Origin of the sequence: Phyllobacterium sp. YR531, from assembly GCF_000282595.1 — a bacterium.
Lineage (GTDB): Bacteria > Pseudomonadota > Alphaproteobacteria > Rhizobiales > Rhizobiaceae > Phyllobacterium.
Window position 1 is genome coordinate 28,799 of the sequence record NZ_AKIZ01000036.1, and the last position, 25,490, is coordinate 54,288.

Here is a 25,490-nt window from a genome sequence, read left to right on the forward strand (position 1 = left end):
CGAATTGAAAAACATTTAACCGAATGGTTGACCATTTTTCCATGACATGATACTAAACCATATGGTTGAATTACAAACACCTCACCTCGACGCCGTATTTCATGCGCTTTCCGACCCCACACGCCGGGCAATGCTGCATCGACTTACTATCGGCGAACACTCCGTCAGCGATCTGGCCACACCTTTTCGCATGTCGCTCGCAGGCGCTTCAAAACACATAAAAGTTCTTGAGAGCGCCGGTCTTGTGCGCCGACGCATCGAGGGAAGAACGCATTTATGTCAGCTTGAAGCTGCGAGGCTTGCAGAAGCTCAGCAATGGCTGAGCACCTATGAAAAATTCTGGAGCGCTCGACTTGATGATCTTGAAGCAATCCTGCGTGAAGAAGATGCTTCTATTGCCGGGAAACCCGCCACTCCACCCCTCTCCAATAAAGTGGGAGAATGACATGAACGAGTATAGTGGCAACGATAGCCTTGGCACTGTTACTGCACCGAGGACAGTTCGCATCGAACGCCTTCTTCCGGGGCCTGCTGAACGTATCTGGGCATATCTGACCGAGTCAGACAAGCGACGCAGATGGCTGGCGAAAGGACCGATTGCGGATTTTGTCGGAGGCGACGTTCGTCTTATCTTCCACCATTCAGAGCTTTCGCAAGAACCCGCGCCTGCCGAGTACAGAAAGTATGAGGGGCATACGAACCACGGGAAAGTGACGAGATATGATCCACCGCATGTTTTAAGTTACACATGGCCTGATGGTGACAACGAGCCATCGGAAGTAACATTCGAACTCGATACTATCGGACCTGATACGAAGTTGACCATCACCCATACACGTCTCGCCAATACGAATTCGATGGTGAGCGTGGCGACGGGCTGGCACACGCATCTGGCCGCCTTGGTTTCACATTTGCAAGGACAACAGATCAAAGACTTTTGGGCCGACCATAAGCGTCTTGAGTCCGAATACCGTCAGATTATCGGCAACTGAACATATCAAAAAATGGAGAGATCATCATGAGACCTTCTTACGAGGGAAGCCATAATATTGCAATGAAGGTTCCCCCACACCAGTACGAGGCTACTGTTGCATTCTACAGGGACATCATCGGCCTTAAGCCTCTGACCAACCATCTCCCCTATGTCGGATTTCATTTTGGCTCCAACCAGCTCTGGATCGACAAGGCTCCGGGCCTCAGTCAATCCGAACTATGGCTGGAAATAGCTGCCGATGATGCACAATCCGCAGCAGCGCACCTTGCTGAAGCTGGCATTGTACGTTGTGATGAGATTGAAGAACTACCGGAAGGGCATAAGGATTTCTGGATCACCAGCCCAAACCAGATTATCCATCACATATCGCAAAAAGGCGAAGGCTGGTAATCAGCGCTCAAACAACCTTTCATGCAGCCAGACAGGCTCACCGGTATAGGTGGTTTCCGCAATCTTGCGAAAACCATTCTTTTCGGCAATGCGGCGGGATGCAATATTCTCTGGAGAGATAATGCAACGGGCACTATCGGCCTTGAAGAAGCCTGCGCCCCACTCAAGCATTTTTCCGAGCGCCTCATTGCCGTAGCCCTTGCCATGAATTGCTTCCGACAAGACCCAGCCCATTTCCGGTGTATCGCCAAATGGTGGTTCGATTTCCCGGTTGAAATTGGCAAAGCCTACATCGCCAATGTAGCGGCCGCTTGCCTTCTCTTCCAAGGCCCAGAAGCCATATCCGATTGCATGCCACATGCCGATATATTGCAGTAGACGCCCCCATGAACGTTCCCGGGTCGAGGGCTGCCCGGAAATATACTGATAGACTACAGGTTGGGTCCACACTTCATGCAGGGCTTCAAAATCGTCTTCGCGATGCCCGCGCAGGATCAGGCGTTCCGTTTCAAGGATAGGGATCAAATCACACACTCCACTTTTGCTTTATTACGCTTCAAGTGCCTGCAAAGCCGTTGCAATCTTTTTTGCCAAGCGTTCAGCGACTTCTTCCTTGCTCATGTCTGGCCACTCCTCAACGCCCGTATGGCTGACAATGCGGACAGCATTCCGGTCACCACCCATCACTCCCTTGCTATGACTTACATCATTGGCAACGATCCAGTCCGCGCCTTTCTTGTCGAGCTTTTTCCGGGCATTGTTAAGCAAGTCCTGGGTTTCTGCAGCAAAACCGACAACCAGACGCGGGCGCAGCTTGTTGTGGCCAATACCTGCCAGAATATCCGGGTTTTCAACCATTTGCAGTGCAGGCGCTTTTTCGCCTGGTTGCTTCTTTATCTTCTCTTCTGCCTCATTTGCATATCGCCAATCCGCAACCGCTGCCACCATCACCGCTGCATCTGCTGGCAAAAGCTGTTCAATCGCATCCCGCATTTCGCGCGCAGACTCCACTCGAATAACCGATACCCCCACCGGGTCCGGTATTGTCACCGGGCCCGAAACCAGCCGCACCGTTGCACCAAGCCTGGCAAGAGCCTCAGCAATAGCGTGCCCCTGTTTGCCGGACGAACGGTTAGCGATATAGCGAACCGGATCGATTGGTTCATGCGTTGGACCAGACGTCATGATGATGGTTCGCCCGGCAAGCGGTTTGGGCCGAGTATCCAGATGCTTTTCAAGCTCGGCAACAATTTCAAGTGGCTCTGCCATGCGTCCAGCACCACTTTCACCGCTTTCCGCCATTTCACCCTTGTTTGGGCCTATGAAGTGGATGCCGTCCTTTTCTAAGGTGGCTCGATTGCGTTTCGTCGCAGCATGATGCCACATTTTGGGATTCATGGCCGGAGCAATCAGAACAGGCTTATCCGTTGCCAGAAGAACAGCACTGGCAAGATCGTTGGCAAGGCCATTTGCCATTTTGGCCATCAGGTCGGCAGTAGCCGGGGCAACAACAATAAGATCCGCTTCACGAGACAGGCGAATATGGCCCACATCATGCTCATCCTCGCGGGAAAAAAGCTCGGTAAATACCTTATCGGCAGCGAGCGCTCCCACCGCCAGCGGTGTTACGAACTCTTCCGCAGCCTTGGTGAGGATAGGCCGAACGTGGGCACCACGTTCCCGAAGACGCCTGATAAGATCAAGGCATTTATAGGCTGCAATGCCACCGCCAATTATGAGAAGAATGTGCCTTCCCGAAAGCGAGCCTGAGGTATTTATCGAGGCGGTAGCCGCGATAAAGGGCCTTGATGCCTCGCTGTTAAGCTCTCCAAGAACAAGCCGAGCTTCTTCCTCCATGGAACGGCCGTTCAAAGCTGCGCGCAGACGAAGCTTCTCCTTGACGGAATCATCCAGATTACGAACCGTGATACTGGCCATTTGATTGCACCTCGCCGATTAATGACCGCCATTGTGCAATCATTGCAATCAACGTATCGCAGAAATGATTAGTTTAAAAGCTGATAGGTGATGATGACAAAACAAATTGCAATCACCCACAACGCCCAGCGGCCCGACCTTGTATGACGTGCCTCGGCCTTACCGATTGCAAATGCAGTCTGGTCATCGAAACGAAGCCCCTTTTCTGCCATGCGATCCAGCTCAAGCGAAAGCCGATCGGCCCGTGCCACGAGATCAGGCGCCTGGCGTGCCAGATGCAGCAGGGACATGGCGCCTTCACGCGCATCAACAATGATGCCCTGCGGGCCAAGATTGCGCCTGATCCAATCCCCAACAACCGGCTCGGACGCTTTCCACATATTGAAATGCGGATCGAGCGTACGCGACACGCCCTCAACAACAACCATGGTCTTTTGCAGCATGACCAGCTCGGGACGTGTTTCCATGTCGAAAAGCTCAGTCACTTCAAACAGCAGGGTCAACAGCTTGGCCATGGAAATGGTTTCGGCAGGCTGGCCGTGAATAGGCTCCCCAATAGCGCGGATGGCTTGCGCAAAACTCGCAACGTCGTGGTGATGCGGAACATAACCGGCCTCGAAATGCACCTCAGCGACCCGCACGTAATCGCGCGTGATAAAGCCATAGAGTATCTCCGCAAGAAAGCGGCGCTCCTTCTTGCCCAAGCGCCCAGTGATGCCGAAATCCACGGCAACAATGTTGCCGTTTACGTCAACAAACAGGTTTCCCGGATGCATATCCGCATGAAAGAAACCATCGCGCAACGTATGACGCAGGAATGACTGGATCAGAGTTTCGGCGAGCTTGATGAGATTATGCCCGGCAGCCCGCAAACCCTCAGTGTCCGACATCTTGATGCCATCAATCCATTCAAGCGTCAGCACATCACGGCCCGTGCGTTCCCAATCGACTGTAGGAACCCGAAATCCCGGATCATCCTTGGTGTTCTCGCCAATTTCTGAAAGTGCCGCTGCCTCCAGGCGCAAATCCATTTCGATGCGTGTGGTCTGAGCAAGCGTCTGGGTGACCTCAATAGGGCGCAGGCGACGACTGGCCGGGACATATCGCTCCTGCCAGCGAGCAACCAGAAAGAAACTCTCGAGGTCATTGTTGAATCGCTGGCGCACGCCCGGACGAACCACCTTAACCGCGACTTTTTTTGGCTCTCCGTCACTTTTAACAAAGGCTGGATGCACCTGAGCAATTGACGCTGCAGCTATGGGCGGTTCAATATTTACATAGAGATCATCAATGGTACGGCCCAGCGATCCTTCGATAGCCTTGATCGAAGCCTCCATCGGGAAATAATCGAGCTGATCCTGCAGCAATGCCAGATCGTCCGCAACCTCTGTACCCACGACATCGGGCCGCGTAGCCAGAAACTGTCCAAGCTTGACATAAGATGGACCAAGCTTGTTGATCGCTCTCGACATGCGCTCCGAACGACGTGCGGTCATGGCGCGGCGGCGAGCCAGAAGACCGGCAATCTTGTGCCCGAAGGCGGGTAAACCGCGCAAACCATCGGCAGGGAGTGCGGCTATCACACCCTCTCGTGTCAATATCCACCCTGCCCGCATCAAGCGGAACGTTGCTGCAAAACTACTCATTCAAAAATCACAATTTCCAGCCGGAATGCAGCGCTGCAATGCCGCCCGTGAAGTTTCGCCAACTGACCCGCTCAAATCCGGCGTTGCGAATCATGTCAGCAAAGTCCGACTGGCGCGGGAACTTGCGAATGGATTCCACCAGATACTGATAGCTGTCCGCATCGCCCGTCACAGCCTTACCGATCTTCGGAATCGCATTGAATGACCAGGCGTCATACAGCTTATCCAGCACCGGCAGCTCAACCTCTGAAAATTCGAGGCAAAGGAAGCGCCCGCCCGGTTTCAGAACGCGATATGCCTCGGCAAGGGCACGATCAATGTGCGGGACATTACGGATGCCGAACGCAATGGTATAGGCGTCAAACCTGTTGCTTTCAAATGGAAGCTCTTCCGCATTCGCCTCGACGAATTCGGTGTTTTCGGTCAATCCCTTCTTGGCAGCACGGTCCCGGCCAACACCAAGCATTGAGCCGTTGATATCCAGTACAGTGGCATGGGCATTGCGGTTGGATGCCTCGACAATCTTGAAGGCAACATCACCAGTTCCACCCGCAACGTCCAGCACCTTCCAGTTGGCCGTTCGCGATGGAGAGAGCCATGCAATCATCGAATCTTTCCAAACCCTGTGGAGGCCACCTGACATTAGGTCATTCATGACATCATAGCGCTTGGCGACACGATGAAACACATCATTGACGCGTGTCTGTTTTTCGCCGTCGCCCACATCCTGAAAACCAAAGGATGTTTCCATGCCGCCCTGTGCACCGGTGCGTTGCTGGTTCATTGTGTTACCTGCCTGTCTAATTCGCCGGAACCATAGAATATTGAAACGCAGAAGGCTATCGCCTGTTGCGCGACAAAACTGTGCGTGCGCATCACGCACACTTTGCGATCACGCCCTTCAACAGATAAGGTTAGGCAAGTTCAGTTTAAAGGAATCCCTATGGGCGTGACGATCGTTTCCCACCCGCTTGTACAGCACAAGCTTACCATCATGCGTGACAAGGATACGTCAACGGCAGGCTTTCGCCGGCTGCTGAAAGAGATATCCCTCCTGCTCTGCTATGAAGTAACCCGCGATCTGCAGCTGACAAACATCACGATCCAGACCCCCTTGGTCGAAATGGAGTCGCCTGTTATCGAGGGTAAGAAACTGGTTTTTGCTTCAATCCTGCGAGCGGGCAATGGCTTGCTTGAAGGCATGCTGGATCTGGTGCCTGCGGCTCGCGTGGCGCATATCGGGCTATATCGCGATCACGATACGCTGCAGCCTGTCGAATATTATTTCAAGGCACCGGAAGACATCGTGAACCGCCTTATCATTGTCGTTGATCCAATGCTTGCCACGGCCAATTCAGCGATCGCAGCGATCCAGAAACTCAAGGAAAGGGGAGCGAGCAATATCCGTTTTCTTTGCTTGCTGGCAGCACCGGAAGGTATCAAGCGCTTCACCGAAGCACATCCGGATGTGCCCGTCTTCACCGCGTCCATCGACAGCCATCTGAATGATAAGGGTTACATTGTCCCCGGTCTCGGCGATGCGGGCGACCGCATGTACGGAACCAAATAGCTGGAGCATGTTTTGCTCTAGAGCCTTTCTTGCTTAAATTGAATCGTTCTGCCGGAGGGAATTTTGGACAAGGTCGAGGGGTTTAGCGAGATCGATGTTTATCCATCGGGCGAAGCTGAAGCCCGAAGGATTTGACCCAAATTCACCCGGCCCTTTGGGTTTCCGGCTGGCGGACAACCACTTTGTCAGGCGGCGTCGGACGATGGGTAAACATCGACCTCGCCACCTTCCGCGCGGATTGCCTCGTCATCCGCGAAACAGAACTGCTTCTATTTAAACAAGAAGGGCTCTAGCTTCCTATACGACGCAAAACAGGATTGACCGTGCGGGGCTTTTTATCTGCAAAATGATAAGCGGCCTCCACGGCGCTAACGGCAGCGGCAGCATCACTGTCCGAACGAGCATGAACAAGTGCAATTGGTTCGCCCTTCTCCATCTTCGCGCCTATGGGCTGCAAAGCGGTAATTCCAACGGCATGATCCACAGGATCTTGGGGGCGTATACGTCCGCCGCCAAGCGCTACCACCGCGATGCCAACGGCGCGAGTATCCGTCGATGAGATATAACCCGCCTGTGACGCCCGCACCTCTACTTTTACGGGGGCCACGGGCAAATACTGATCAACCTTCTCAACAAAATCAGCTGGGCCGCCCAAACCCGTTACCATTCGCCCGAAAACTTCCGCAGCTTTGCCGCTATTGAGAGCTGTTTTTGTCTTTTCCATCGCGGTCTTCAGATTTGTTGCGAGCCCCGCAGACAGAACCATCTCCGCAACCAGTGCGAGAGTGACACTTTCCAATCGGGCGTCGCGACGATCACCCGTGAGAAAATCGACAGCATTTTTGACCTCAACCGCATTGCCAGCCGCCAAGGCAAGCGGCTCATTCATATCTGTCAACAGAGCAGTGGTGGGCAGACCTGCACCGTTTGCCACTTCTACAATACTCGTTGCCAAGGCCACTGCATCGCGGTTCTTGGCCATGAACGCGCCATTTCCCGACTTCACATCGAGAACCAGTGCATTCAATCCGGCAGACAGTTTCTTTGACAGGATTGATGCTGTTATCAGCGGTATGGATTCCACTGTCGCAGTAACGTCGCGGATGGAATAAAGCCGTTTATCGGCAGGCGCGAGATTAGCAGTCTGGCCAATAATCGCACATCCGACTTCGCAAACAACTTTCCTGAACAGGGCGTTGTCAGGCTGGCTGATATAGCCTGGAATTGAGTCCATTTTGTCGAGCGTTCCGCCCGTGTGTCCAAGCCCCCTGCCCGATATCATGGGGACATAAGCTCCACAGGCAACCGCAAGAGGTGCCAGCATCAACGAAACATTGTCGCCAACACCACCGGTCGAATGCTTGTCAACAACCGGCCCGGGCAAATCCGACCAGTCCAACACGTCGCCTGAATCCCGCATGGCCAGTGTCAATGCCACAGCCTCATCGCGCTTCATTCCGTTGAAGAATACGGCCATGGCAAACGCTGCGACCTGGCCATCCGTGATTGTGCCAGAACTCATCGCATTCACAAAGGCTGCAATATTTGCGGCACTCAAAGTCTCGCCGTCACGCTTGCGCCGGATGATTTCTTGCGGAAGCAGCATCGGCTAACCTATTTCCTGAATCAGCGAGCGAATAATCTTCTGCAAACGCGCGCCGCCTTGCGGTGCCACGTCTTTCGTCTCTTCATGCGATAGTTCTGCACCGGTCATACCGGCCCCGAAATTTGTGATGACCGAACAAGCGGCAACCCGAAGTCCAAAAAATCGAGCCAGAATGACCTCTGGAACTGTCGACATTCCAACCGCATCAGCGCCCAATGTTCTGGCCATGCGTATTTCGGCAGGTGTTTCGAACGATGGTCCCGAAAACCACATGTAAACGCCTTGCGCCAGTTTCTCTCCAACTTCGCTAGCCGCAATTATAAGAGCATCTTTAAGTTGTTGATCATATGCCGTTGTCATACCGACAAAGCGTTTATCGGACGGCTCGCCAATTAGCGGATTCAGACCAGAATAGTTGATATGGTCATCAATCAGCATCACACTACCAGGGGCCAGATCGTGACGCACAGACCCTGCCGCATTTGTCAGAACAAGCATGTCAATGCCGATCTCTGCCAGCGCCGCTATCACAGGGCGCATAACGGAAGCATCGCCTTTTTCGTAATAGTGTGCCCGTCCCGCAAGCATCAGGACCGGTTTCCCGGAAAGATAACCGGCAACCAACTCGCCAGCGTGACCGGAAACACCACTATGCGGAAAGCCCAGTAACTCAGAGTAAGGAATCCGGACTGCATTCTCCACCGCATCAACCAGAGAACCGAGGCCGGAGCCAAGCACCAGCGCAACGCGTGGCGCGAGGCCATTCAGCCTTTCAATGAGGGTACTGGTGGCTGGCGCGATCATGCGGCACCTTTACCAAGCACTTCCGCCTCAAAACCGAAGGGGAACAGTTCTTTCATCGTCAATGTCTGGACAATACCGTTATTGTCGCAAAGGTGCAGGAGAGTTTCCGGGCCAGCGAATTCGGCCAGACGCTGACGGCAACCACCACAGGGCGTACACTTTGCCTTTTTCTCCGCCACCACAGCTATTTCGGTGATCGTCCCACCACCGCCCATGACGAAGTGGGATAGGGCAGTGGTCTCGGCACACCAGCCTTCAGGATATGAGACCACTTCGATATTGCAGCCGGAATAGATTCGCCCGTCACTTGTCCGCAGCGCCGCTCCAACGGGAAACTGCGAATAGGGCGAATGGGTTTTCTGCATCGCCGCAAAAGCTGCATCAAACAAATCAGTGCTCATGACTATCTTTCCTTGACATAGGCTACGCCACCAGCTTTCGGCGGGATTGCCTTGCCAATGAAACCTGCCAGCAGAACAATCGTGAGAATATAGGGCAGAGCCTGCATAAGCTGTACCGGCACTTCCCCGATCAAAGGCAAAGACTGACCTTGGAGACGAATGCCCAAGGCATCAAGAAACCCGAATAGAAGACAAGCATACATTGCCTGCACAGGCCGCCATTTTGCGAAGATCAAAGCCGCAAGCGCAATATAGCCCTTACCTGCCGTCATATCTTTTACGAAACCAGCGCCTTGCGCCGTGGCAAGATAAGCGCCAGCAATGCCGCAAAGAATGCCGCAGCAAATGACAGCGCGATAGCGCAGCCAAGGAACAGAAATACCCGCTGTGTCTACAGCTGCCGGATTTTCACCCACCGCCCGCAAACGCAGTCCGAAACGCGTGCGGTAAAGCACCCACCAAGTGAAAGGCACCAGCAGGAAAGCCAGATAAACAAGGATGGAATGACCGGATATCAGCTCGAAATAAATTGGGCCGATGATTGGAACCTCTCGTAACGTCTCCGCACCGGGTAGATTGATCGCGTTGAACCGCGCCGTGTTTGGCAATGAGGGCGTCCGGCCACCTTGATGGAACCACGCCTGCCCCAGAATAACTGTTGTTCCCGCTGCAATGAAGTTTATCGCAACGCCAGAGACAATCTGATTTCCACGATGTGTTATGGATGCAAAGCCATGCACCAGCCCCAAGGCCACCGATATGGCAATAGCAGCGATTAAAGCGAGACTGGCTGAGCCATACCATGTGGCAACAGCACCTGCAGCAAAAGCGCCCGCCAGCATTTTGCCCTCAAGGCCAATATCGAAGATGCCAGCGCGTTCCGAATAAAGCCCTGCTAGACAAGCGAGCAGCAGCGGAGCTGACAAACGGATTGTTGAATCAAACAGTTGGAGAATGGCGACGAAGCTATCCATTACTGGTTTCCTCCAGCAGTGACGGGAGCGGCAGTCTCGTTCTTTTTACGTGAGAACCCGAAGAAAATACGCTGCAAAGTCGGTCTGAACATGTGCTCGAGTGCTCCGGCAAACAGGATCACCAAGCCTTGAATGATCACAATCATATCGCGAGAAATGTTTGGCATATCAAAAGCAATCTCAGCGCCGCCCTGATAGAGCATGCCGAACAGGATAGCGGCAAGTACAATACCAACGGGATGCGACCGCCCCATGAGAGCGACTGCGATACCGACGAAACCCGCACCTGCGACAAAGTCCAGCTGCAGTCGATGCTGTGCGCCCATGATGGGATTCAGTGCCATCATACCGGCCAACGCACCTGAGATCATCATGGTAATGATAATGATGCGCAGCTCGCTGATACCTGCGTAACGTGCAGCCTTCGGGCTGAAGCCCATCGTGCGGATTTCATAACCAAGTTTCGTCCGCCAGATGAGTACCCAGACCAGAAAGGCTGCCACAAGGGAAATAAGAAAACTGAGATTGAGCGGGGCGGAACGCATGTTAAGCCCCACGGAATTCAACAGCCATCCAAGGCTTGGCAGTTGCCCGCCAGCACCGAAAACACGTGTCTCCGGGGATTGAATATTCATCGGCTTGAGGATTTGCACCACGATATAGACCATGATGCTTGCCGCAATGAAATTGAACATAATCGTCGTGATAACAACGTGCGAACCGCGCCTCGCTTGCAGCCAGGCAGGAATAAGCGCCCACAAGGCACCAGCTATGCCTGAGGCCACAATTGCCAATGGAAATACCACCCACCAAGGCAGAGTATCGCCAAGGCTCAGCCCTATGAAAGCTACGCCGAGGCCGCCAATATATGCTTGTCCTTCGCCACCGATATTGAACAGTCCGCAGTGAAATGCCACAGCGACACACAGGCCCGTGAAAATGAAATTGGTCGCGTAATACAGGGTATAGCCAACGCCATCACCCGAACCAAATGCGCCCTTGACCATAAGCACTGCCGCATCGATCGGGTTTTCCCCGACAAGAAGAACGACAAGTCCCGCAACAAAGAAGGCAACGACAAGATTAATGAGCGGAAGAAGTCCGTAATCTGCCCAAGCGGGTAGTTTTGCAAAAGGCTGGCTCATGGCAGGTTTCCGATAATTTCTGCAGATGTCGTGATACGGGCATACTCACCCTCAAGCAGAGAAAGTGCCAAAGCATGCACATCTTCTGCCGACCAGTTTTTACCGCGGTGGTCCTTGCGATCAACGCTCGCGACGGCATCTTCCGGGATAATCACCTCGAACCCCAACCCTGCTGCCATACGCACTGTTGCATCAACAGAGTTTTCGAGCAGCACGCCAGTCACCACCAGACTGCGAACCTGTAGCTCATCAAGCACGTCCATCAGATCGGTGCCGATGAACGCACTGTTTGTGCGCTTGTCTACGACCGGCTCTCCTATCTGAGGCGCTACTTCATCCTTGAATTCATTGCCTTGCGTGCCCGGACGATAGGGTGATGCTGGATCTGTCGAATCATGACGGATGTGGACAATGGGCAAGCGGCGCTCGCGCCAAGCTGCAAGCAATTCTGCAATTCTCACTTCAGCTTCACGTTGCCCGCGGCGGCCCCATTTGGGATCATCTATCGCATTTTGCACATCAATTACGATAAGAGCCTGCGTTGTCATTGCGCAGCCTCCAACTGTTCCACACCAGCCATGAGGCAGCCGAGTTCGCCTTCATCGGCTTCAGCATCGCGTTCACCGACAATACGACCGGCAAACATGACCAGGATGCGGTCCGACAATGACCGAATTTCATCAAGCTCCACAGAAACCAGCAGGACGGCCTTACCCGCATCGCGCATTTCGATAATGCGTTTGTGGATGAACTCGATTGCACCAACGTCGACGCCGCGCGTCGGCTGGCCGATGATAAGCACACCCGGATCGCGCTCGATTTCACGCGCAAGTACAATTTTCTGCTGATTGCCGCCCGAGAAATTGGCTGTCTTCAGGTTCGGATCGCCCGGGCGTATGTCATACTTTTCGATCTTTTTGCGCGCATCGGCTTTGATGGCATCAATATCAAGAAACGGCCCTTTGAGATAAAGCGGATCGTCATGATATCCGAGGATGGAGTTTTCATATTCCTCGAAGGCCAGAACCAACCCCATATGGTGACGGTCTTCGGGCACATGCGCCAAACCGCGATCCCGCAACTCGCCCGGGTCTGCCGCGCCAGTAATATCGATCAACTGACCATCCAGCAAAACGCGGCCTGATACGGCAGCGCGAATTCCAGCTATCGTCTCGATCAGTTGTGATTGCCCATTGCCCGCTACGCCCGCAATGCCAACGATTTCACCTGCACGCACATTGAAAGAGGCATTATCGACCATGACAACACCACGACTGTCCCGCACCGTCAGGTTTTCGACGGAAAGCTTCACTTCACCGGGTTGCGCCTCCCCCTTCTGAACACGCAGGAGAACACGACGACCAACCATAAGCTCAGCCAATTCTTCCACCGAAGTTTCGCTGGTCTTTCGCGTTGCCACAACTGAACCCTGACGCATAACCGATACGTTGTCGGTTGCAGCCATGATCTCGCGTAGCTTGTGCGTTATGAGAATGATTGTTTTGCCTTGATCCCGCAATTGCTCAAGAATTCGGAAAAGATGATCTGCTTCCGGCGGCGTCAAAACCCCGGTTGGCTCGTCCAGCACAAGAATCTCAGCGCCACGATAAAGTGCTTTGAGAATTTCTACACGCTGCTGCAGGCCAACAGGCAATTCTTCGATCAGGGCGTCCGGATCGACATCAAGCTCATATTCCTGTTCAAGGCGTTTCAACTCGGCGCGAGCTTTCGCGATACCATTTTTCAGGAGTGGAGCCCCCTCCACGCCAAGCATGACATTTTCCAGAACTGTGAAATTTTCGACCAGCATGAAATGCTGATGGACCATGCCAATACCCATCCCGATTGCAGCATTCGGATCGGAGATTTTGGTCGCATTGCCATTGATGCGTATTTCACCGCTGTCGGCTTGATAAAACCCATAGAGGATCGACATCAGGGTCGATTTTCCAGCACCGTTTTCGCCAATGATGCCGTGAATCGTCCCTTTTTCTATAGCAAGATGAATATCGCGATTTGCATGGACTGTGCCGAAACGCTTGTCCACGCCAATAAGTTCGATTGCAGCTACGCTCATATCCCCATCCGCTGTTGATCAGCTTTTGTCGTTTTTCGAAGCTTTTGACCCTAACACGGGAAATTTTTCTTTCCAGTCAAGAAAAGCAACATTCAACAGCCGCTATCATCTCTTCATGCCTTGACGCAATGGATATCAACTTGTTCAAATATCAAACCCGGAACAGAATAAGAAAGAACGGAGACGGGAATGACAGCCGAAAACATTGACCGCCTGACGCGGCTCGAAATCCTGGTAACCGAACAAGAAAAAACGATTGATGAACTCTCAGGCCAGCTTGCCGAGCAGTGGAAGACCATTGAGGCCATGCGGCGCAAACTGGATGCCCTGACAGATCGTTTCCTTATGCTGGAAGAGCAATCCGCCGACGATATTCCCGTAACCAAACCTCCGCACTATTAGATGATTACACGAGTAGAGCCTCTCGAACACCACCCCGAACTCGTGCCATTATGCGCGCGCTGGAATTACGAGGCATGGGGCCGTGACGATGGTCGCAGCCGGGAAGAGATCGTCGAAAGCTTCTTAAATTTCCTCAGTCCTGAAAGCCGCCAGAAAGCACTCGTTGGTTTCGTTTCCGGCCTGCCCGTCGGCCTGTCATTGCTGATCGACCATGACCTTGATAGCCACCCTCATTTACACCCTTGGCTTGCAAGTCTCTACGTTACCCCCGAAATGAGATTGCTTGGGGTCGGCAAAGCTCTGGTTGAGGCGACCGAAAAAGCTGCTCAGCTGCAGGGTCATGGACAACTTTATCTCTATACGGCTGAAACAGGTTATTACGAGCGGATGGGCTGGCAGAAGGTTGAAGAACTGCACGGCGACAATGCCGGGATGTGGATTTTGCAAAAACCATTAAAAAAGCCGCTGGTGATGTAACCAGCGGCTTTTCTACTTCAATCTACACCTTATTTATACGGGCAGGCATTGTCTGAGAAATAGCTGTGAACCTTCACTTTTCCGGAGATGATGTCGGCCTTTGCAGCTTCAACCGCTTTTTTGATATCATCGGTCAGGAGTTTCGCGTTGTTTTCATCAGCCGCGTAGTCCACACCCCCATCCTTGACGCCCAGATAGCTGACGCCTGCGGTAAATTTACCGTCAGCACCATCCTTGAACGCATTGTAAGTCGCAACATCGACACGCTTTAACATTGATGTCAGAACTTTGCCGGGATGCAGGCCATTCTGGTTGGAGTCTACGCCGATGCCGAGCTTGTCAGCATCAGCTGCAGCTTGAAGAACGCCAATGCCTGTTCCGCCGGCTGCCGCAAAAATGACATCTGAACCCTGATCCATCTGGGACTTGGCAATTTCACCACCCTTGGAGGGATCATTCCAGGCAGCTGGCGTGTCGCCGGTCATGTTCTGAATGACCTTGGCATCGGCATTGGTTGCCTTGACGCCGCCAACATAACCGCACGCAAAATTACGGATCAATGGAACGTCCATACCACCGATAAAGCTTACCGTGCCGGTCTTGGATGCCTTTGCTGCAATTACGCCAACAAGGTATGAGCCTTCATTGTCATTGAAAATGACCGAACGCACATTGGGTTTGTCAACTTGCGCATCAATGATGACAAATTTGGTATCAGGAAACTCACCCGACACTTTTTCGATAGCTGCTGCGGCCGAAAAACCGGCGATCACGATAGGCGAATTGCCATCCGACGCAAATTTGCGAAGCGCCTGCTCGCGCTGTGCTTCGTTCTGGATTTCAAATTCGCGGAACTTTACACCGGAATCAGCCGCATATTTTTCGGCCCCGTTGAAAGCAGCTTCGTTGAACGATTTATCGAACTTGCCGCCGAGATCGAAAATCAAGGCTGGCTTGTCGTCCGCAGCATAAGCTGAGACGGACAATGCCGTAGCCGCAAGGAGACCGAGAACAATACGCTTCATTTGATGGCAACCCTCTGGATTTTGTTGAGACACAACTTGCCGCTGTGTCCGAGACCATTGCAGCAGGATATTCCCTGCCGCACCACGCCCAATCTTGCACGGCATTGCGCAAAATTCACGCGGAATTTTTCCAAACGATCAGAAAACGGTTACCAAAGCGTCGAATTCGGTCAGTTGACTGCCTTGGCACCAGGGATCGGGCAGGCAACGCCCGTACCACGCAAGCCACAATAACCAGCCGGATTTTTTGCAAGATATTGCTGGTGGTAATCTTCCGCATAGTAGAATGTTGGTGCTTCAATGATTTCGGTGGTTATTGTCCCACGATTGCTGGCTGTAAGTGCTTTCTGGTAAGTCGCCCTACTCGCTTCTGCTGCTGCCTGCTGCTCAGGCGAGAAGGTATAAATACCGGACCGGTATGTTGTTCCCACGTCATTGCCCTGCCGCATACCCTGAGTTGGATCGTGCTCCTCCCAGAATATTGTCAAAAGCTCGTTGTAGGAGACAACAGCCGGATCGAAAACGACCAATACTACCTCATTGTGCCCGGTAAGGCCGGTACAGGTTTCCTGATAGGTCGGATTGGGTGTAATACCACCTGCGTAACCCGCCACAGTCAGATAAACTCCGGGAACCTGCCAGAACAGCCGTTCCACGCCCCAAAAACATCCCATCCCGAACATGGCGGTTTCCATGTTTTCAGGCCAAGGACCCTTCAATGGAAGTCCGCTGACAAAATGGGTTTCTGCGGTCGGAATCGGCGACGAACGGCCAAGCAATGCCTGTTCTGCCGTTGGCATTTCAGATTTTTTGCTGAGCATGCTGAATATGGACATTGAATTACCTCCGGGTGCATGGACCTTGGCAATGCTTATCGGGCAGCGAACCTTCCAGTTCTGTCCGCACGTCTGTACCCGATCATATACAACAGGAGGGCAAGCAGGGCGAAGACGATAACTGTGGGTGCTTCCAGTATCCAAAGCATCAACGGGTCCCAGAATATGCCGTATAGATGGGTTCTGATGCTCGTTTCGACAAGTGCAAGGGAATTGGTTGAGACCGATTGCCAGCTATCTCGCAGCGACGTTATGACCAGATTGGATGCGCCAACTGACCGGGCCGCATCAAGGACTGCAGCAATGATAGCGAGGCTGAGGCAGATATAGGCTAAAAGCCTGCAAACAAGACGTAGCAACATTCTTCTCCAGAACAGGACGGTTTTGCGACCCGAGGGGGCTGCAAGCCGCTTGATTTCCTACCCTCTAGCGCAAAACCCGGAAAACCGGAATCGCTTTCTGAACATGTTTGCGACACTCCTTCCTCATACGCACTAACGCATTCCACAGCTTGAAGCGAAGCTCCGGTACGATTGAAAGCCTTTAAGCCACTGAATATCAAAAGAAAAATCACTAAGTTATCACGAATCAAAAATATGTTGAATTAGGAGTTGAACAAGTGCTTGTTCTGGCTATAGTGCGCGCCGCACGGGTAGCTGCCGACTAACCATCGTAGAGCAACCTGCATGTACCGAGATTGAGTGGCCGATGGTTGACGGTGCTCTTGCAGCCGCTCTTTCCGGTTGCAAATAATCGACCCGATCGGCGATCTGCCGAACGTCTTGCGGAGAGGTGGCCGAGTGGTTGAAGGCGCACGCCTGGAAAGTGTGTTTACGTTAATAGCGTAACGCGGGTTCGAATCCCGCTCTCTCCGCCATTAAACCAGCCATTTATCTGTTTTTGCACTGTTTTTTACACAAAGAAAAACGAGCAAACTGGGGAGCTAGCAACTACGCAGGCAGCTACCTATGACAATCGTATACTAGCCCACAGCATTCTCCCGTAGAAATCTGTCCGTGGTTAAAGTATGATCTGGCGCTATGAGTATAGTAGTCTTGGATTGGCTTCTAACAGCAACTTCCGCAGAGAAGCTGATACAGTCGGCCGACGAAGCTCTTTATCAGGCTAAAAGAGATGGTAAAGGTGTGCATCGAAAGTGCCAACCACGCGCTATGCACTGACCAAGGCGCTTTTGACTGATGCACGTCGGGACGCCATTTCGCCTGCCCGCCAGGCTGACAGTTGGAGCGATCGAAAGCCGAATTTATCTTTAATAATTGGTCCCTGATTATAATGCAGATTTTTGACGTTTGTTGGTGGTAGTCACGCCCAGAGTCTCAATTGGCTTGCAGCTAATCAAATAATATTCGCTGCAAGCCAATTGATAAAAGCGGCGAGGTATCGCCAATATCGCTGTTTTATCTGGCCTGAAGAGCTTTGACCAACAACGATGTTCCTTGTTCAACTTTACTTAGTTCCGCGGCCAGGTGTTCTGAAAAAGGTTGATCTGAAGAAACTGGCTCTGTTGGGTTGACGTTTATCCAGCTGGTTTGGCTGACCGGATCGATCACGGCGCTTATAAGGGCAATTTCAGCCGGTACCGTCGTGCCTGTCTCTTTCCAGATCGACGATGAAGGCTATGCCGGTTGAGCCAGCGCAAAACTGCCATTGAAAATATAAAATGCGAATACGTTGTTCTGTCCAATTAAGCGGCGCATTTGCCACAAGGTACGTGTCAGAGTCAAAGCAGATGAATGAACAGTGGCCAAAGCTATGGCCAAATTTGAATTACCAACGTCTTCTGCAATAATTACTTTGATCCAGCGACCCTCAGTTCATGTAAATTTTCTTGCTGGATGTAAATATTCGCCTCGATCGCAGCCTCTATGAAAATTGATCGTGCCGCCTCGATAGAAACAAGTCCCGATTGCGCCTCATAGCAGGCAACGCGTGCTTCCAAATGCAGGGGTGATTTCTTCTTGGGCCATCCGCCAAGCAGAAAAGCTGCTGCCTCATCGATTGATGATACAGTTTCAACTCGGCCTATTTGACTATTTTCCAAGGTGACAGACTGAAATACGCTACTAACCATTCGGGCCTCGGTCACCTTCGGCAAGGGATTTGGCTTACATGCCAAAAGTTGAACTGTTTTTTATTTACCTGCCTGCATGTGCCCTTACGCCCCCAAGCGTGACGCGATAGTGACGCGATAAAAATGCACAACAGGGCACGAAGTATCGGTATTTTTTACCAACTAATGATGGTTTCCCGCGAAATCAAAATACCTTGGAGTCACACCGCAAGACAGTTATCACAGTTCTGACAATGCGTATTTTTCAACGATATCTTTCCACATGCACAGAAAAGCACCGCATTCCGGGCAGTGAATTGGCGCGAGGCCTTCTGACTCCTGAACAAGAAACAGCTGCATTGAATCGCATTCAACGCATTTCAATGGTGGCACAAGTGCCAATGGCGGCAGACCTTCTTCGTTGATCGCTGCAGCATGACTGCGATGCTCAGCTACGACCGGCTTGAACGGATCGTTGTGGAGGGGCCGACCTTTGTGCGTTGCCATGATTACCCCTTTACCGCGCCAGCTGTCAGACCGGACACAATTTTACGTTGGAAAATCAGAACCAGAATGAGGAGAGGCAGCGTTACCGTAACTGATGCTGCCATAACCTGACCGAACGGATACTCATAACGGCTGCTTCCCGTCAGCAATCCCATAGCCACAGGTACTGTGCGATTCTCATCGGTGAGAATAAATGTCAAAGCGAACAGAAACTCGTTCCACGAAAGAATGAAGGCAAGCAGGCCAGTGCTTGCGATGGCCGGCCCCATGAGAGGCAGCAGAACGTGAGTGAGAATTCTGAAGCGAGAGCATCCATCAATGAGCGCGGCTTCTTCCAGTTCCTGTGGCAGATCACGAATGAAACTCGTAAGCACCCATGTCGTAAAGGGGAGCACAAGAAGAAGATATGAAAAGACCAGTGCTGTTGGCCGGTTATAGAGCCCGAGCCAGCCAATTACCTCGAACATTCCCGATAGCACCACGACCTGCGGAAACACAGAAATCATTAGAACGCAGATCAGCACCATTCGGGAGAGCCGGAAGTTCATCCGGCCCAGCGCGTAAGCTGCAAGGATGCTAACTACGAGAGAAATCAGACTGCTGGAGAAAGCCACAAACGCCGAATTCAGGATGGCACCAATAAAAATCGGATTGTGAAACAGACTGATGTAATTACCAAAATTCAGCGATGGCAAAAGGCTGAAGGAATAGAGATTCTCCGGCGTCTTTGTGGAAGAGATAATAGCCCAGTAATAGGGAAACAACATGTAGGCGAGTACCATTAACACGCCAAAGTAAAGCCCGGCACGCTTCAAAAAACGTAACTTACGATAGGTGCTGTTGGAATAATGTTGTGACTTTCGCGCCATGGTCAGCCTGCATTCCTGTCAAGCCTGAGTATGCTGACCAAAGCGATCGCAATCAGTCCTATAATAAGAAATACCCAGGTCGAAGCAGCCGAACCTACGCCCAAATCCTGAAAACTTATCAACTGGTCGCGAGCGTAGATGGACATGGTCATGGCCTTCTCATTGTTCGCGGCAAGAACGTAACTCAGATCGAACATTCGCAATGCGTCAAGTGTCCGGAAGAGAACTGCTACCCCGATGGCGGGAGTGGCCAACGGCAAGGTAATCGACCAAAGGCGTTTCCACGCGGGAACTCCGGAAACCTCTGCCGCTTCATAGATTTCTTCCGGTATCAGTTGCAGTCCTGCAAGGATGAGCAGAACCATGAAAGGCGTCGTAACCCACACGTCTATGAAAATGACCGTGCCAAGAATAAGCGAAGGATCGGCAGTCCATGCAATGCCTTTATCCAGAAACCCTAACCAGATGAGGCCTTTGTTGATGAGACCGAACTGATCATTGAACATCCATTCCCAGATCTTTGCAGATACCACCATTGGCATTGCCCAAGGCACCAATATTGCTGCACGTACCAGACCGCGTCCGGCAAAAGCGCGGTGCAGCAGCAGGGCAATTGCAAAACCAAGTATGGTTTCAAGGAGAACTGACACCGAGGTGAAAACGAGCGTATTGCGAACGGCGCCCCAGAAAACGGAATCCTCGATAACAGTCAGAAAATTCTGAAAACCAACGAAATTGTAGTCCGCTGGATTATCAAGAAAAGCATCTGTAAACGAGAAGTAGACATTGCGCGCCAATGGCCATGCTGCAACAGCAGTTAGTGCCAGCAAAAGGGGCACAAGAAAGAGCCATGCTGTTGTCGCTTCCCTGTTCCTCAACGAACCACCTCAATAGCTGGCGGCTGCGGGAAAGATTCAATTCTGATTGACTGATCTTTACCATCGAAAAGATAGAGATCTTCGCTCTTCCATCTTAATCCGATTTTGGAGCCTGAATCATATGCCGGGATGGCACCGGCAGATCTCACTGTCCAGATTGTATTGTTGCTTAGCCGGATATAGGCAATCTGTTCATAGCCAAGGTCTTCGACTCGTTCAAATATACCTTTTATGCAATTTGAGCTGTCCGAAGAAACTATCTCCAATGCTTCCGGGCGTATGCCAAGCGTTACCGCTTGCCGAACGCTTGCGTGATTTGCGCTCAGCTTAAAACCGTCCGGGCCGATGAGCGTACTACCGGTTTCATCGCTTTCTACCGAAGTAAAATTCATGCGCGGACTGCCCAGAAAGCCAGCTACAAACCTGTTCACCGGGTGGTCATAGAGTTCGCGCGGCGTGCCAATCTGTTCAATGCTCCCGTGGTTCAGAATGACAATCCGATCGGCCAATGTCATTGCTTCGGTCTGGTCATGCGTGACGTAAATCATCGTAGCTCCAACCTCAGAATGGAGCTTGGCAATCTCAAAGCGCATTTCCATCCGCAAATCGGCATCCAGATTGGAGAGTGGCTCGTCAAACAAGAACAATTTCGGCTGGCTGACCAAAGCCCGGCCAATGGCCACGCGCTGACGTTGCCCGCCTGACAACTGCTTTGGCTTGCGATCAAGCAAGTGGCCGATTTTCAGCATCTCGGCCACCTTCGTCAGGCGCCGCCCGATTTCAGCTTTGGTCATCCGGGCAGTTTCAAGTGCGAAACTGATATTGCGAGCAACATTCATATGCGGATAGAGGGCATAGGACTGAAAAACAAAAGCGACGCCACGCTTGGATGCAGGCACGTCGGTCACTTCATTGCCGCCGATTGAAACAGTGCCCTTCGAGACCGGAACCAATCCAGCAATCACACGCAGCAGGGTTGATTTTCCGCATCCTGACGGCCCCACAAAGACCAGGAATTCTCCATCCTCAACGGCAAGGTCAATCGACCGGAGTACATCATAGGCTCCAAAGCTTTTACTGACTTCTTTGAGTGTGACGGAGGCCATTATGATGCCTTTGGTTATTATAAAATTCGCTGAAGCGACGATGATGACACCTGCGAAGCACATTCGCAGGTGTCATGGGAATCAGTTGGCCTTGACATCGCGTTTCAGTCTTTTTTCGAGCTGCGCCAACTCCTCGCCCACGTCACTCGTGCCGGAAATTATGTCATGGACAGCACGATAAAATGTACGCGACACCCGGTTGTAATTTTTGCCTGTTGCTGCTGAAGGACGGGCAACAGATTCCTCGAAGGCGGTCTTTGCCATTGGCAGAAACGGTATCTTTGCAAGAATTTCGGCATCAGTATAAAGCGCTTCGACCGTTGGGTTATACCCGCCTTTGATCGCCCGCATCTTCTGATCCTCAAGTCCCACCATATATCTCAGCAGTTCGGCAGCCTTTTCCTGTTTTGTCGAATATTTGGAAACGGCTAGATAAGCAGTGCCAAGCGTGCCACTGGACTTCTGACCATCTGCGCCGACGGGCAGTGCCGATACTCCAACCTTGTCAACCAGCTTGCTTCCCTGTGCCTGAGATGTTCCCCACACATAGGGCCAATTGCGGTGGAATACCGCGTTGCCGCTTTCGAAAAGTGCCCGGGAGCTCTCTTCGTCATAGTTGAGCACGCCTTTTGGAGAGATCGTATCGATCCAGGCCCGGGCACGGGCCAGTGCTGCGACAGCGGCCGGGTTATTAATTGTCACCTCTCCCTTTTCGGACAGGATTGTGCCGCCACCGCCGGAAGCAATCCACTCCACGGCATCGCATGTCAGCCCTTCATAGCTGCGCCCTTGCCAGGCATAGCCCCACATGTCCGCATTGCCCGACTTGCGTTCGGCATCCTGAATTTCCTTGGCGGTAGCGGTCAACTCATCCCAGGTTTTAGGGGCTTGTTTGCCATATTTTTCCAGCAGATCCTTGCGATAGAACATCAGGCCGGTATCAATGTAAAACGGCATCGCGATCAACTTGTCTTCAATCCGGGCAGCGTCAGTCGCTGAGGCGAAATGGGCCTTCACCTCAGCTTCAGGTACCAGCGATGTAAGATCGGAAAAATGATCTTTCATCATGCCCAGCCAGATCACGTCGACATAAAGCAAATCGACATCCGCCGACTTGGAGGCAAACAACTGCTGATAGATTGGAATGGCATCGTCCAGATTCTGCGGTGTACGATTTATCTTGACCTCGTTACCGGAAGATTTGGCCCATTTTTGAGCCCCTTCTTCACATAACTCGTAATCCGTAGCCGAGCAGAACATCGATATTGTTTCTGCTTTGGCGGGGAGAGCTGCGCCGATGGTCAAAAAAGCGAGACCTGCAAGTAATTTGAGTTTGTATCCCATGTCCGTTCCCTATTTTTCTTGATTGATTGAAGTCGTTAGCCGGCAGCGCTTCGCCGCCGGTATTGGTCAAGATCGGAAAGATATGGCAGGTTTCTGCCACCATACGCTGTCACTGCAAGCGAGCCACATATAACCGCTACTTCCAACGCCGAAACAAAGTCCGGTTCGTGCAGCAGTCCATGAACGAACCCCGCATTGAAAGAGTCACCAGCGCCGGTCGTGTCAAAAACATCAACAGCCAAGGCGGGCAGTCGGTATACCCTGCCGTTATCACTTGCTATGACGCCTTCTGAACCGCGCTTGATCACTACGGTTTTGCAGTATTTTGTCAGAATGTTCAGCGCGGCTTCAATATCCGTTTCGCCGGTAAGAGCTTTTGCCTCGGTTTCATTCGGGAGGAAAACATCGATTTTTTGCAAGGCCTCAATCAGGCCAGGTGCAGACAAATCCATCTCGATATGCTGGCAGTCGGAGCAAACTTTAATGCCAAGTTTACGGGCACTATCAATGAGCGCGGCCCGATCATCGTCAAGGGAGAAACCTTGCAGAAGGAGCACCTCCGGTCTGATCCGCTCCAGATCAGCTGGTGTTGGACTTGGATCCCTGTCTTCACTGTAACTGATAAATCCTCGGTCATCAGTGAATGAAAAGGCAGAACTTAACCGGCGCCATGGCTTGTCGAGATGGATAAACAATCCATCATCAATGTTTTCCCGCCTTGCCTCCTCAATGATCATACGGCTGAAGATGTCATTGCCGAACGCGCACCACCAACCGGCCATTGTTCCAAGCCGCGTCAATGCCAAAGCGGTTGAGAAGGCCGCCCCTGGCACCCAGTCAAATTCCTTTGCCCACAGGTCCGCGCCCATTCTGGGTATGTCCGGCAATCCTCTAAAAACGAGGTCGAAATAATATTCGCCGACGATCATCACTTCATAGGTTGATCGCGTGGATTCCTTCATTTCCATACTCCAGCATATTGGGCATGGGCTGCAAGATATTCGTCAACCAACGGAACTGCACGCGAATAGGACAATACGAGTGGGTGTGCCATCAAAGCCTCAACAGCAGTATCACGGCTCCGCTCACGGATCGCTCTTACTGCCAGCCTTTCGTACTGCTTCACGCTTTGTATGAGTTGAAGCTGTGGCTCGGGCATCTTACCGATGTTCAAAGGCCTTATTCCCGTCTTGTCAACAATGCAGCTTACTTCGACTACATCGTCGCTTCGCAGACCATCAATTGCTCCCTCATTGCGAACATTGAGACCACTGTAGCAAGGCTTACCGGTTTGCAGCGCATCAACCAGATTAAGAGCAACACCGGCGTATCCCTCACCTTCTTCGGAGTTACTCTCATGGCTGCCAGTATCGATGAAACTGTCTGCCTCTTCCATGCTTGGAGCATCCTCAAGCGCATAATGCATATAGGTAGAACTGCGCCGCCGCTCATAGGCGTAGTAGCGGTTCAACGCCTCTTCTGCATTCTTCTCAAGATTGATTGAGCCGAGGGTTTCCATAAGCGCTTTGTTCAGATCCTTGACTTCCTCGCCACGCGTACGGGTGTCAGAATTCAATGCGTCAACAGCCTTTTCGGCATAATAGTAGTAATAGAGATATTCATTGATCCAGTTCCGTTGCCTGCGAACAAGCTTCGGATCAAACATTCGTTGCGATGTCATCTTGAGGAATTGATCATCATCCAGCAGCGGTTGCAAAACCTCTTTCCCATTGATCTTGGCGCTACGCGTAAAAGAGAGATGGTTTAGACCGGCCACTTCTGCATGAACATCGTTCTGAGGAACCTTGAACCATTTGGCCAAGGCCTCCTGTGCACCATTAGCGCCATCACAAATGCCAATCGTGCGATCATATCCCTCATCCTGAAGCGCTTGCGCCACAAGACCAGCAGGGTTGGTGAAATTGAACAACCAAGCATCTGGACTAACTTTTTTCAGAAGCCGTGCATATTCCAGAATTGCGGGAATACTGCGTAGTGCCATGGCAAAACCGCCGGGCCCGGTGGTTTCCTGACCCAGCACTCCATGTGATAGGGCGATACGTTCATCCTTTATCCGGCCCTCTTCGTCTCCAGGGCGGACGGTCGTAACGACGTAGCTTGCCCCCTCCAGCGCCTTTTCCGCGTTGGTGGTCATGGAAATCTTGACTGGCGACTGTGTCCGCCGAGCCAGTTCCTGACTTATGCGGCCAAACAATTCGAGCTTCTTCTCGTTGATATCCTGCAGGCAAATTTCCTGCAGTCCGCTCTGCTCTGCGCGGCGAAGTGCCGAGCCCACAAACAATGGCGCTCTTACTCCGCCACCGCCAACTAAAGTCAACTTCATGAATTGCTCCAATGCTCACGCTGTGATATTGCTACTGGTTATAACCAGTTATGTCAACGCTGCGAATTCTACTTTCTTTGCATTGG

At 52.0% G+C, this 25,490-nt stretch carries 28 protein-coding genes and 1 tRNA gene; 7 read left to right on the forward strand and 22 right to left on the reverse strand.

Features of this window, described 5'->3' with window-relative positions:
* The first annotated feature begins 61 nt into the window (after window positions 1-61).
* Genes PMI41_RS19510 through PMI41_RS19520 form a run of 3 tightly spaced genes read left to right on the forward strand, consistent with a single transcriptional unit; the run spans window position 62 to window position 1,384 of the window.
* Window positions 62-445 carry a metalloregulator ArsR/SmtB family transcription factor gene (locus PMI41_RS19510; protein ID WP_040856007.1) on the forward strand — a complete coding sequence of 128 codons (384 nt, stop codon included), beginning with the start codon at window positions 62-64 and terminating at the stop codon, window positions 443-445.
* 1 nt (window position 446) lies between these two features.
* Complete coding sequence (locus PMI41_RS19515; protein ID WP_008127740.1) at window positions 447-992, forward strand: SRPBCC family protein; 546 nt, start codon at window positions 447-449, stop codon at window positions 990-992.
* Window positions 993-1,018: 26 nt separating this feature from the next.
* The gene (locus tag PMI41_RS19520) at window positions 1,019-1,384 is read left to right on the forward strand and encodes a hypothetical protein (protein WP_008127741.1); all 366 of its coding nucleotides are present in this window, start codon (window positions 1,019-1,021) and stop codon (window positions 1,382-1,384) included.
* Here PMI41_RS19520 and PMI41_RS19525 read toward each other — a convergent pair whose 3' ends face one another.
* The 4 genes from PMI41_RS19525 to ubiE form a co-directional block, all read right to left on the reverse strand.
* On the reverse strand, window positions 1,385-1,918 hold the full coding sequence (locus PMI41_RS19525; protein ID WP_157179448.1) for a GNAT family N-acetyltransferase: 534 nt from the start codon (window positions 1,916-1,918) through the stop codon (window positions 1,385-1,387).
* A 15-nt stretch (window positions 1,919-1,933) separates the two neighbouring features.
* Window positions 1,934-3,322: a bifunctional phosphopantothenoylcysteine decarboxylase/phosphopantothenate--cysteine ligase CoaBC gene (gene coaBC, locus PMI41_RS19530; RefSeq protein ID WP_008127745.1), complete on the reverse strand. Its 1,389-nt coding sequence runs from the start codon at window positions 3,320-3,322 to the stop codon at window positions 1,934-1,936.
* Window positions 3,323-3,390: 68 nt separating this feature from the next.
* Entirely contained in the window at window positions 3,391-4,968 is a 1,578-nt protein-coding gene (gene ubiB, locus PMI41_RS19535; protein WP_040856009.1) for a 2-polyprenylphenol 6-hydroxylase, read from the reverse strand.
* Window positions 4,969-4,975: 7 nt separating this feature from the next.
* Window positions 4,976-5,752, reverse strand: a complete 777-nt coding sequence (ubiE, locus tag PMI41_RS19540; protein WP_008127749.1) for a bifunctional demethylmenaquinone methyltransferase/2-methoxy-6-polyprenyl-1,4-benzoquinol methylase UbiE — start codon at window positions 5,750-5,752, stop codon at window positions 4,976-4,978.
* A gap of 159 nt (window positions 5,753-5,911) precedes the next feature.
* On the opposite strand from ubiE, the gene upp reads away from it, so the two are divergent.
* Window positions 5,912-6,538, forward strand: a complete 627-nt coding sequence (gene upp, locus PMI41_RS19545; protein WP_008127751.1) for a uracil phosphoribosyltransferase — start codon at window positions 5,912-5,914, stop codon at window positions 6,536-6,538.
* Window positions 6,539-6,827: 289 nt separating this feature from the next.
* On the opposite strand, the gene deoA is transcribed toward upp, so the two are convergent.
* The 7 genes from deoA to PMI41_RS19580 are packed head-to-tail and all read right to left on the reverse strand — an operon-like array spanning window position 6,828 to window position 13,545.
* Window positions 6,828-8,141, reverse strand: coding sequence for a thymidine phosphorylase (gene deoA, locus PMI41_RS19550; RefSeq protein WP_040856034.1), 1,314 nt, complete (start codon window positions 8,139-8,141; stop codon window positions 6,828-6,830).
* 6 nt (window positions 8,142-8,147) lie between these two features.
* A complete protein-coding gene (locus tag PMI41_RS19555; RefSeq protein ID WP_008127754.1) occupies window positions 8,148-8,948 on the reverse strand; it encodes a purine-nucleoside phosphorylase in 801 nt (266 codons plus the stop codon).
* Window positions 8,945-9,349 (reverse strand): cytidine deaminase, encoded by a 405-nt coding sequence (locus tag PMI41_RS19560; protein ID WP_008127755.1) that lies wholly within the window; start codon window positions 9,347-9,349, stop codon window positions 8,945-8,947. Before PMI41_RS19560 ends, PMI41_RS19555 begins: the two co-directional genes overlap by 4 nt.
* Before the next feature lie 2 nt (window positions 9,350-9,351).
* Window positions 9,352-10,323 carry an ABC transporter permease gene (locus tag PMI41_RS19565; RefSeq protein ID WP_008127756.1) on the reverse strand — a complete coding sequence of 324 codons (972 nt, stop codon included), beginning with the start codon at window positions 10,321-10,323 and terminating at the stop codon, window positions 9,352-9,354.
* Complete coding sequence (locus PMI41_RS19570) at window positions 10,323-11,468, reverse strand: ABC transporter permease (RefSeq protein ID WP_008127757.1); 1,146 nt, start codon at window positions 11,466-11,468, stop codon at window positions 10,323-10,325. The genes PMI41_RS19565 and PMI41_RS19570 overlap by 1 nt, the downstream gene beginning before the upstream one ends.
* Window positions 11,465-12,016 carry a cysteine hydrolase family protein gene (locus PMI41_RS19575; protein WP_008127758.1) on the reverse strand — a complete coding sequence of 184 codons (552 nt, stop codon included), beginning with the start codon at window positions 12,014-12,016 and terminating at the stop codon, window positions 11,465-11,467. The genes PMI41_RS19570 and PMI41_RS19575 overlap by 4 nt, the downstream gene beginning before the upstream one ends.
* Window positions 12,013-13,545, reverse strand: a complete 1,533-nt coding sequence (locus tag PMI41_RS19580; protein WP_008127759.1) for an ABC transporter ATP-binding protein — start codon at window positions 13,543-13,545, stop codon at window positions 12,013-12,015. The genes PMI41_RS19575 and PMI41_RS19580 overlap by 4 nt, the downstream gene beginning before the upstream one ends.
* Before the next feature lie 189 nt (window positions 13,546-13,734).
* Here PMI41_RS19580 and PMI41_RS19585 point away from each other — a divergent pair, with 189 nt between their 5' ends.
* A complete protein-coding gene (locus PMI41_RS19585) occupies window positions 13,735-13,947 on the forward strand; it encodes a SlyX family protein (RefSeq protein WP_008127760.1) in 213 nt (70 codons plus the stop codon).
* The gene (locus PMI41_RS19590; protein ID WP_008127762.1) at window positions 13,948-14,424 is read left to right on the forward strand and encodes a GNAT family N-acetyltransferase; all 477 of its coding nucleotides are present in this window, start codon (window positions 13,948-13,950) and stop codon (window positions 14,422-14,424) included. It begins immediately after the preceding gene.
* Window positions 14,425-14,453: 29 nt separating this feature from the next.
* On the opposite strand, the gene PMI41_RS19595 is transcribed toward PMI41_RS19590, so the two are convergent.
* From PMI41_RS19595 to PMI41_RS19605, 3 genes are all read right to left on the reverse strand, one after another.
* A complete protein-coding gene (locus tag PMI41_RS19595; RefSeq protein ID WP_008127764.1) occupies window positions 14,454-15,449 on the reverse strand; it encodes a BMP family ABC transporter substrate-binding protein in 996 nt (331 codons plus the stop codon).
* 170 nt (window positions 15,450-15,619) lie between these two features.
* Window positions 15,620-16,285, reverse strand: a complete 666-nt coding sequence (gene msrA, locus PMI41_RS19600) for a peptide-methionine (S)-S-oxide reductase MsrA (RefSeq protein WP_008127765.1) — start codon at window positions 16,283-16,285, stop codon at window positions 15,620-15,622.
* Window positions 16,286-16,320: 35 nt separating this feature from the next.
* Entirely contained in the window at window positions 16,321-16,647 is a 327-nt protein-coding gene (locus PMI41_RS19605; RefSeq protein WP_008127767.1) for a hypothetical protein, read from the reverse strand.
* 424 nt (window positions 16,648-17,071) lie between these two features.
* Here PMI41_RS19605 and PMI41_RS19610 point away from each other — a divergent pair.
* Window positions 17,072-17,162, forward strand: a tRNA-Ser gene (locus PMI41_RS19610).
* Between the two features lie 933 nt (window positions 17,163-18,095).
* On the opposite strand, the gene PMI41_RS19615 is transcribed toward PMI41_RS19610, so the two are convergent.
* The 8 genes from PMI41_RS19615 to PMI41_RS19650 form a co-directional block, all read right to left on the reverse strand.
* A complete protein-coding gene (locus PMI41_RS19615; protein ID WP_008127769.1) occupies window positions 18,096-18,377 on the reverse strand; it encodes a DUF982 domain-containing protein in 282 nt (93 codons plus the stop codon).
* Window positions 18,378-18,596: 219 nt separating this feature from the next.
* Entirely contained in the window at window positions 18,597-18,863 is a 267-nt protein-coding gene (locus PMI41_RS19620) for a hypothetical protein (RefSeq protein WP_008127771.1), read from the reverse strand.
* Between the two features lie 2 nt (window positions 18,864-18,865).
* On the reverse strand, window positions 18,866-19,732 hold the full coding sequence (locus PMI41_RS19625) for a carbohydrate ABC transporter permease (RefSeq protein WP_008127773.1): 867 nt from the start codon (window positions 19,730-19,732) through the stop codon (window positions 18,866-18,868).
* Between the two features lie 2 nt (window positions 19,733-19,734).
* Entirely contained in the window at window positions 19,735-20,610 is an 876-nt protein-coding gene (locus PMI41_RS19630; protein ID WP_008127775.1) for a sugar ABC transporter permease, read from the reverse strand.
* The gene (locus PMI41_RS19635; RefSeq protein ID WP_008127776.1) at window positions 20,607-21,716 is read right to left on the reverse strand and encodes an ABC transporter ATP-binding protein; all 1,110 of its coding nucleotides are present in this window, start codon (window positions 21,714-21,716) and stop codon (window positions 20,607-20,609) included. Before PMI41_RS19635 ends, PMI41_RS19630 begins: the two co-directional genes overlap by 4 nt.
* Window positions 21,717-21,797: 81 nt before the next feature.
* Window positions 21,798-23,060 carry an ABC transporter substrate-binding protein gene (locus PMI41_RS19640; protein WP_008127777.1) on the reverse strand — a complete coding sequence of 421 codons (1,263 nt, stop codon included), beginning with the start codon at window positions 23,058-23,060 and terminating at the stop codon, window positions 21,798-21,800.
* A gap of 35 nt (window positions 23,061-23,095) precedes the next feature.
* On the reverse strand, window positions 23,096-24,028 hold the full coding sequence (locus tag PMI41_RS19645; RefSeq protein WP_040856013.1) for a PfkB family carbohydrate kinase: 933 nt from the start codon (window positions 24,026-24,028) through the stop codon (window positions 23,096-23,098).
* Window positions 24,019-25,404, reverse strand: a complete 1,386-nt coding sequence (locus PMI41_RS19650) for a glycosyl hydrolase (protein WP_008127779.1) — start codon at window positions 25,402-25,404, stop codon at window positions 24,019-24,021. The genes PMI41_RS19645 and PMI41_RS19650 overlap by 10 nt, the downstream gene beginning before the upstream one ends.
* Window positions 25,405-25,490 lie beyond the last annotated feature (86 nt).

Coding starts and splice junctions, on each gene's coding strand:
- ubiE (WP_008127749.1), bottom strand. CDS start 5,752: ATGAACCAGCAACGCACCGGTGCACAGGGCGGCATGGAAACATCCTTT.
- PMI41_RS19510 (WP_040856007.1), top strand. CDS start 62: ATGGTTGAATTACAAACACCTCACCTCGACGCCGTATTTCATGCGCTT.
- PMI41_RS19620 (WP_008127771.1), bottom strand. CDS start 18,863: ATGGCAACGCACAAAGGTCGGCCCCTCCACAACGATCCGTTCAAGCCG.
- PMI41_RS19575 (WP_008127758.1), bottom strand. CDS start 12,016: ATGACAACGCAGGCTCTTATCGTAATTGATGTGCAAAATGCGATAGAT.
- msrA (WP_008127765.1), bottom strand. CDS start 16,285: ATGTCCATATTCAGCATGCTCAGCAAAAAATCTGAAATGCCAACGGCA.
- PMI41_RS19605 (WP_008127767.1), bottom strand. CDS start 16,647: ATGTTGCTACGTCTTGTTTGCAGGCTTTTAGCCTATATCTGCCTCAGC.
- upp (WP_008127751.1), top strand. CDS start 5,912: ATGGGCGTGACGATCGTTTCCCACCCGCTTGTACAGCACAAGCTTACC.
- PMI41_RS19570 (WP_008127757.1), bottom strand. CDS start 11,468: ATGAGCCAGCCTTTTGCAAAACTACCCGCTTGGGCAGATTACGGACTT.
- PMI41_RS19565 (WP_008127756.1), bottom strand. CDS start 10,323: ATGGATAGCTTCGTCGCCATTCTCCAACTGTTTGATTCAACAATCCGT.
- coaBC (WP_008127745.1), bottom strand. CDS start 3,322: ATGGCCAGTATCACGGTTCGTAATCTGGATGATTCCGTCAAGGAGAAG.
- ubiB (WP_040856009.1), bottom strand. CDS start 4,968: ATGAGTAGTTTTGCAGCAACGTTCCGCTTGATGCGGGCAGGGTGGATA.
- PMI41_RS19580 (WP_008127759.1), bottom strand. CDS start 13,545: ATGAGCGTAGCTGCAATCGAACTTATTGGCGTGGACAAGCGTTTCGGC.
- PMI41_RS19625 (WP_008127773.1), bottom strand. CDS start 19,732: ATGGCGCGAAAGTCACAACATTATTCCAACAGCACCTATCGTAAGTTA.
- PMI41_RS19520 (WP_008127741.1), top strand. CDS start 1,019: ATGAGACCTTCTTACGAGGGAAGCCATAATATTGCAATGAAGGTTCCC.
- PMI41_RS19515 (WP_008127740.1), top strand. CDS start 447: ATGAACGAGTATAGTGGCAACGATAGCCTTGGCACTGTTACTGCACCG.
- PMI41_RS19645 (WP_040856013.1), bottom strand. CDS start 24,028: ATGGAAATGAAGGAATCCACGCGATCAACCTATGAAGTGATGATCGTC.
- PMI41_RS19635 (WP_008127776.1), bottom strand. CDS start 21,716: ATGGCCTCCGTCACACTCAAAGAAGTCAGTAAAAGCTTTGGAGCCTAT.
- PMI41_RS19615 (WP_008127769.1), bottom strand. CDS start 18,377: ATGGTTAGTAGCGTATTTCAGTCTGTCACCTTGGAAAATAGTCAAATA.
- PMI41_RS19650 (WP_008127779.1), bottom strand. CDS start 25,404: ATGAAGTTGACTTTAGTTGGCGGTGGCGGAGTAAGAGCGCCATTGTTT.
- PMI41_RS19595 (WP_008127764.1), bottom strand. CDS start 15,449: ATGAAGCGTATTGTTCTCGGTCTCCTTGCGGCTACGGCATTGTCCGTC.
- PMI41_RS19555 (WP_008127754.1), bottom strand. CDS start 8,948: ATGATCGCGCCAGCCACCAGTACCCTCATTGAAAGGCTGAATGGCCTC.
- PMI41_RS19585 (WP_008127760.1), top strand. CDS start 13,735: ATGACAGCCGAAAACATTGACCGCCTGACGCGGCTCGAAATCCTGGTA.
- PMI41_RS19640 (WP_008127777.1), bottom strand. CDS start 23,060: ATGGGATACAAACTCAAATTACTTGCAGGTCTCGCTTTTTTGACCATC.
- PMI41_RS19590 (WP_008127762.1), top strand. CDS start 13,948: ATGATTACACGAGTAGAGCCTCTCGAACACCACCCCGAACTCGTGCCA.
- PMI41_RS19560 (WP_008127755.1), bottom strand. CDS start 9,349: ATGAGCACTGATTTGTTTGATGCAGCTTTTGCGGCGATGCAGAAAACC.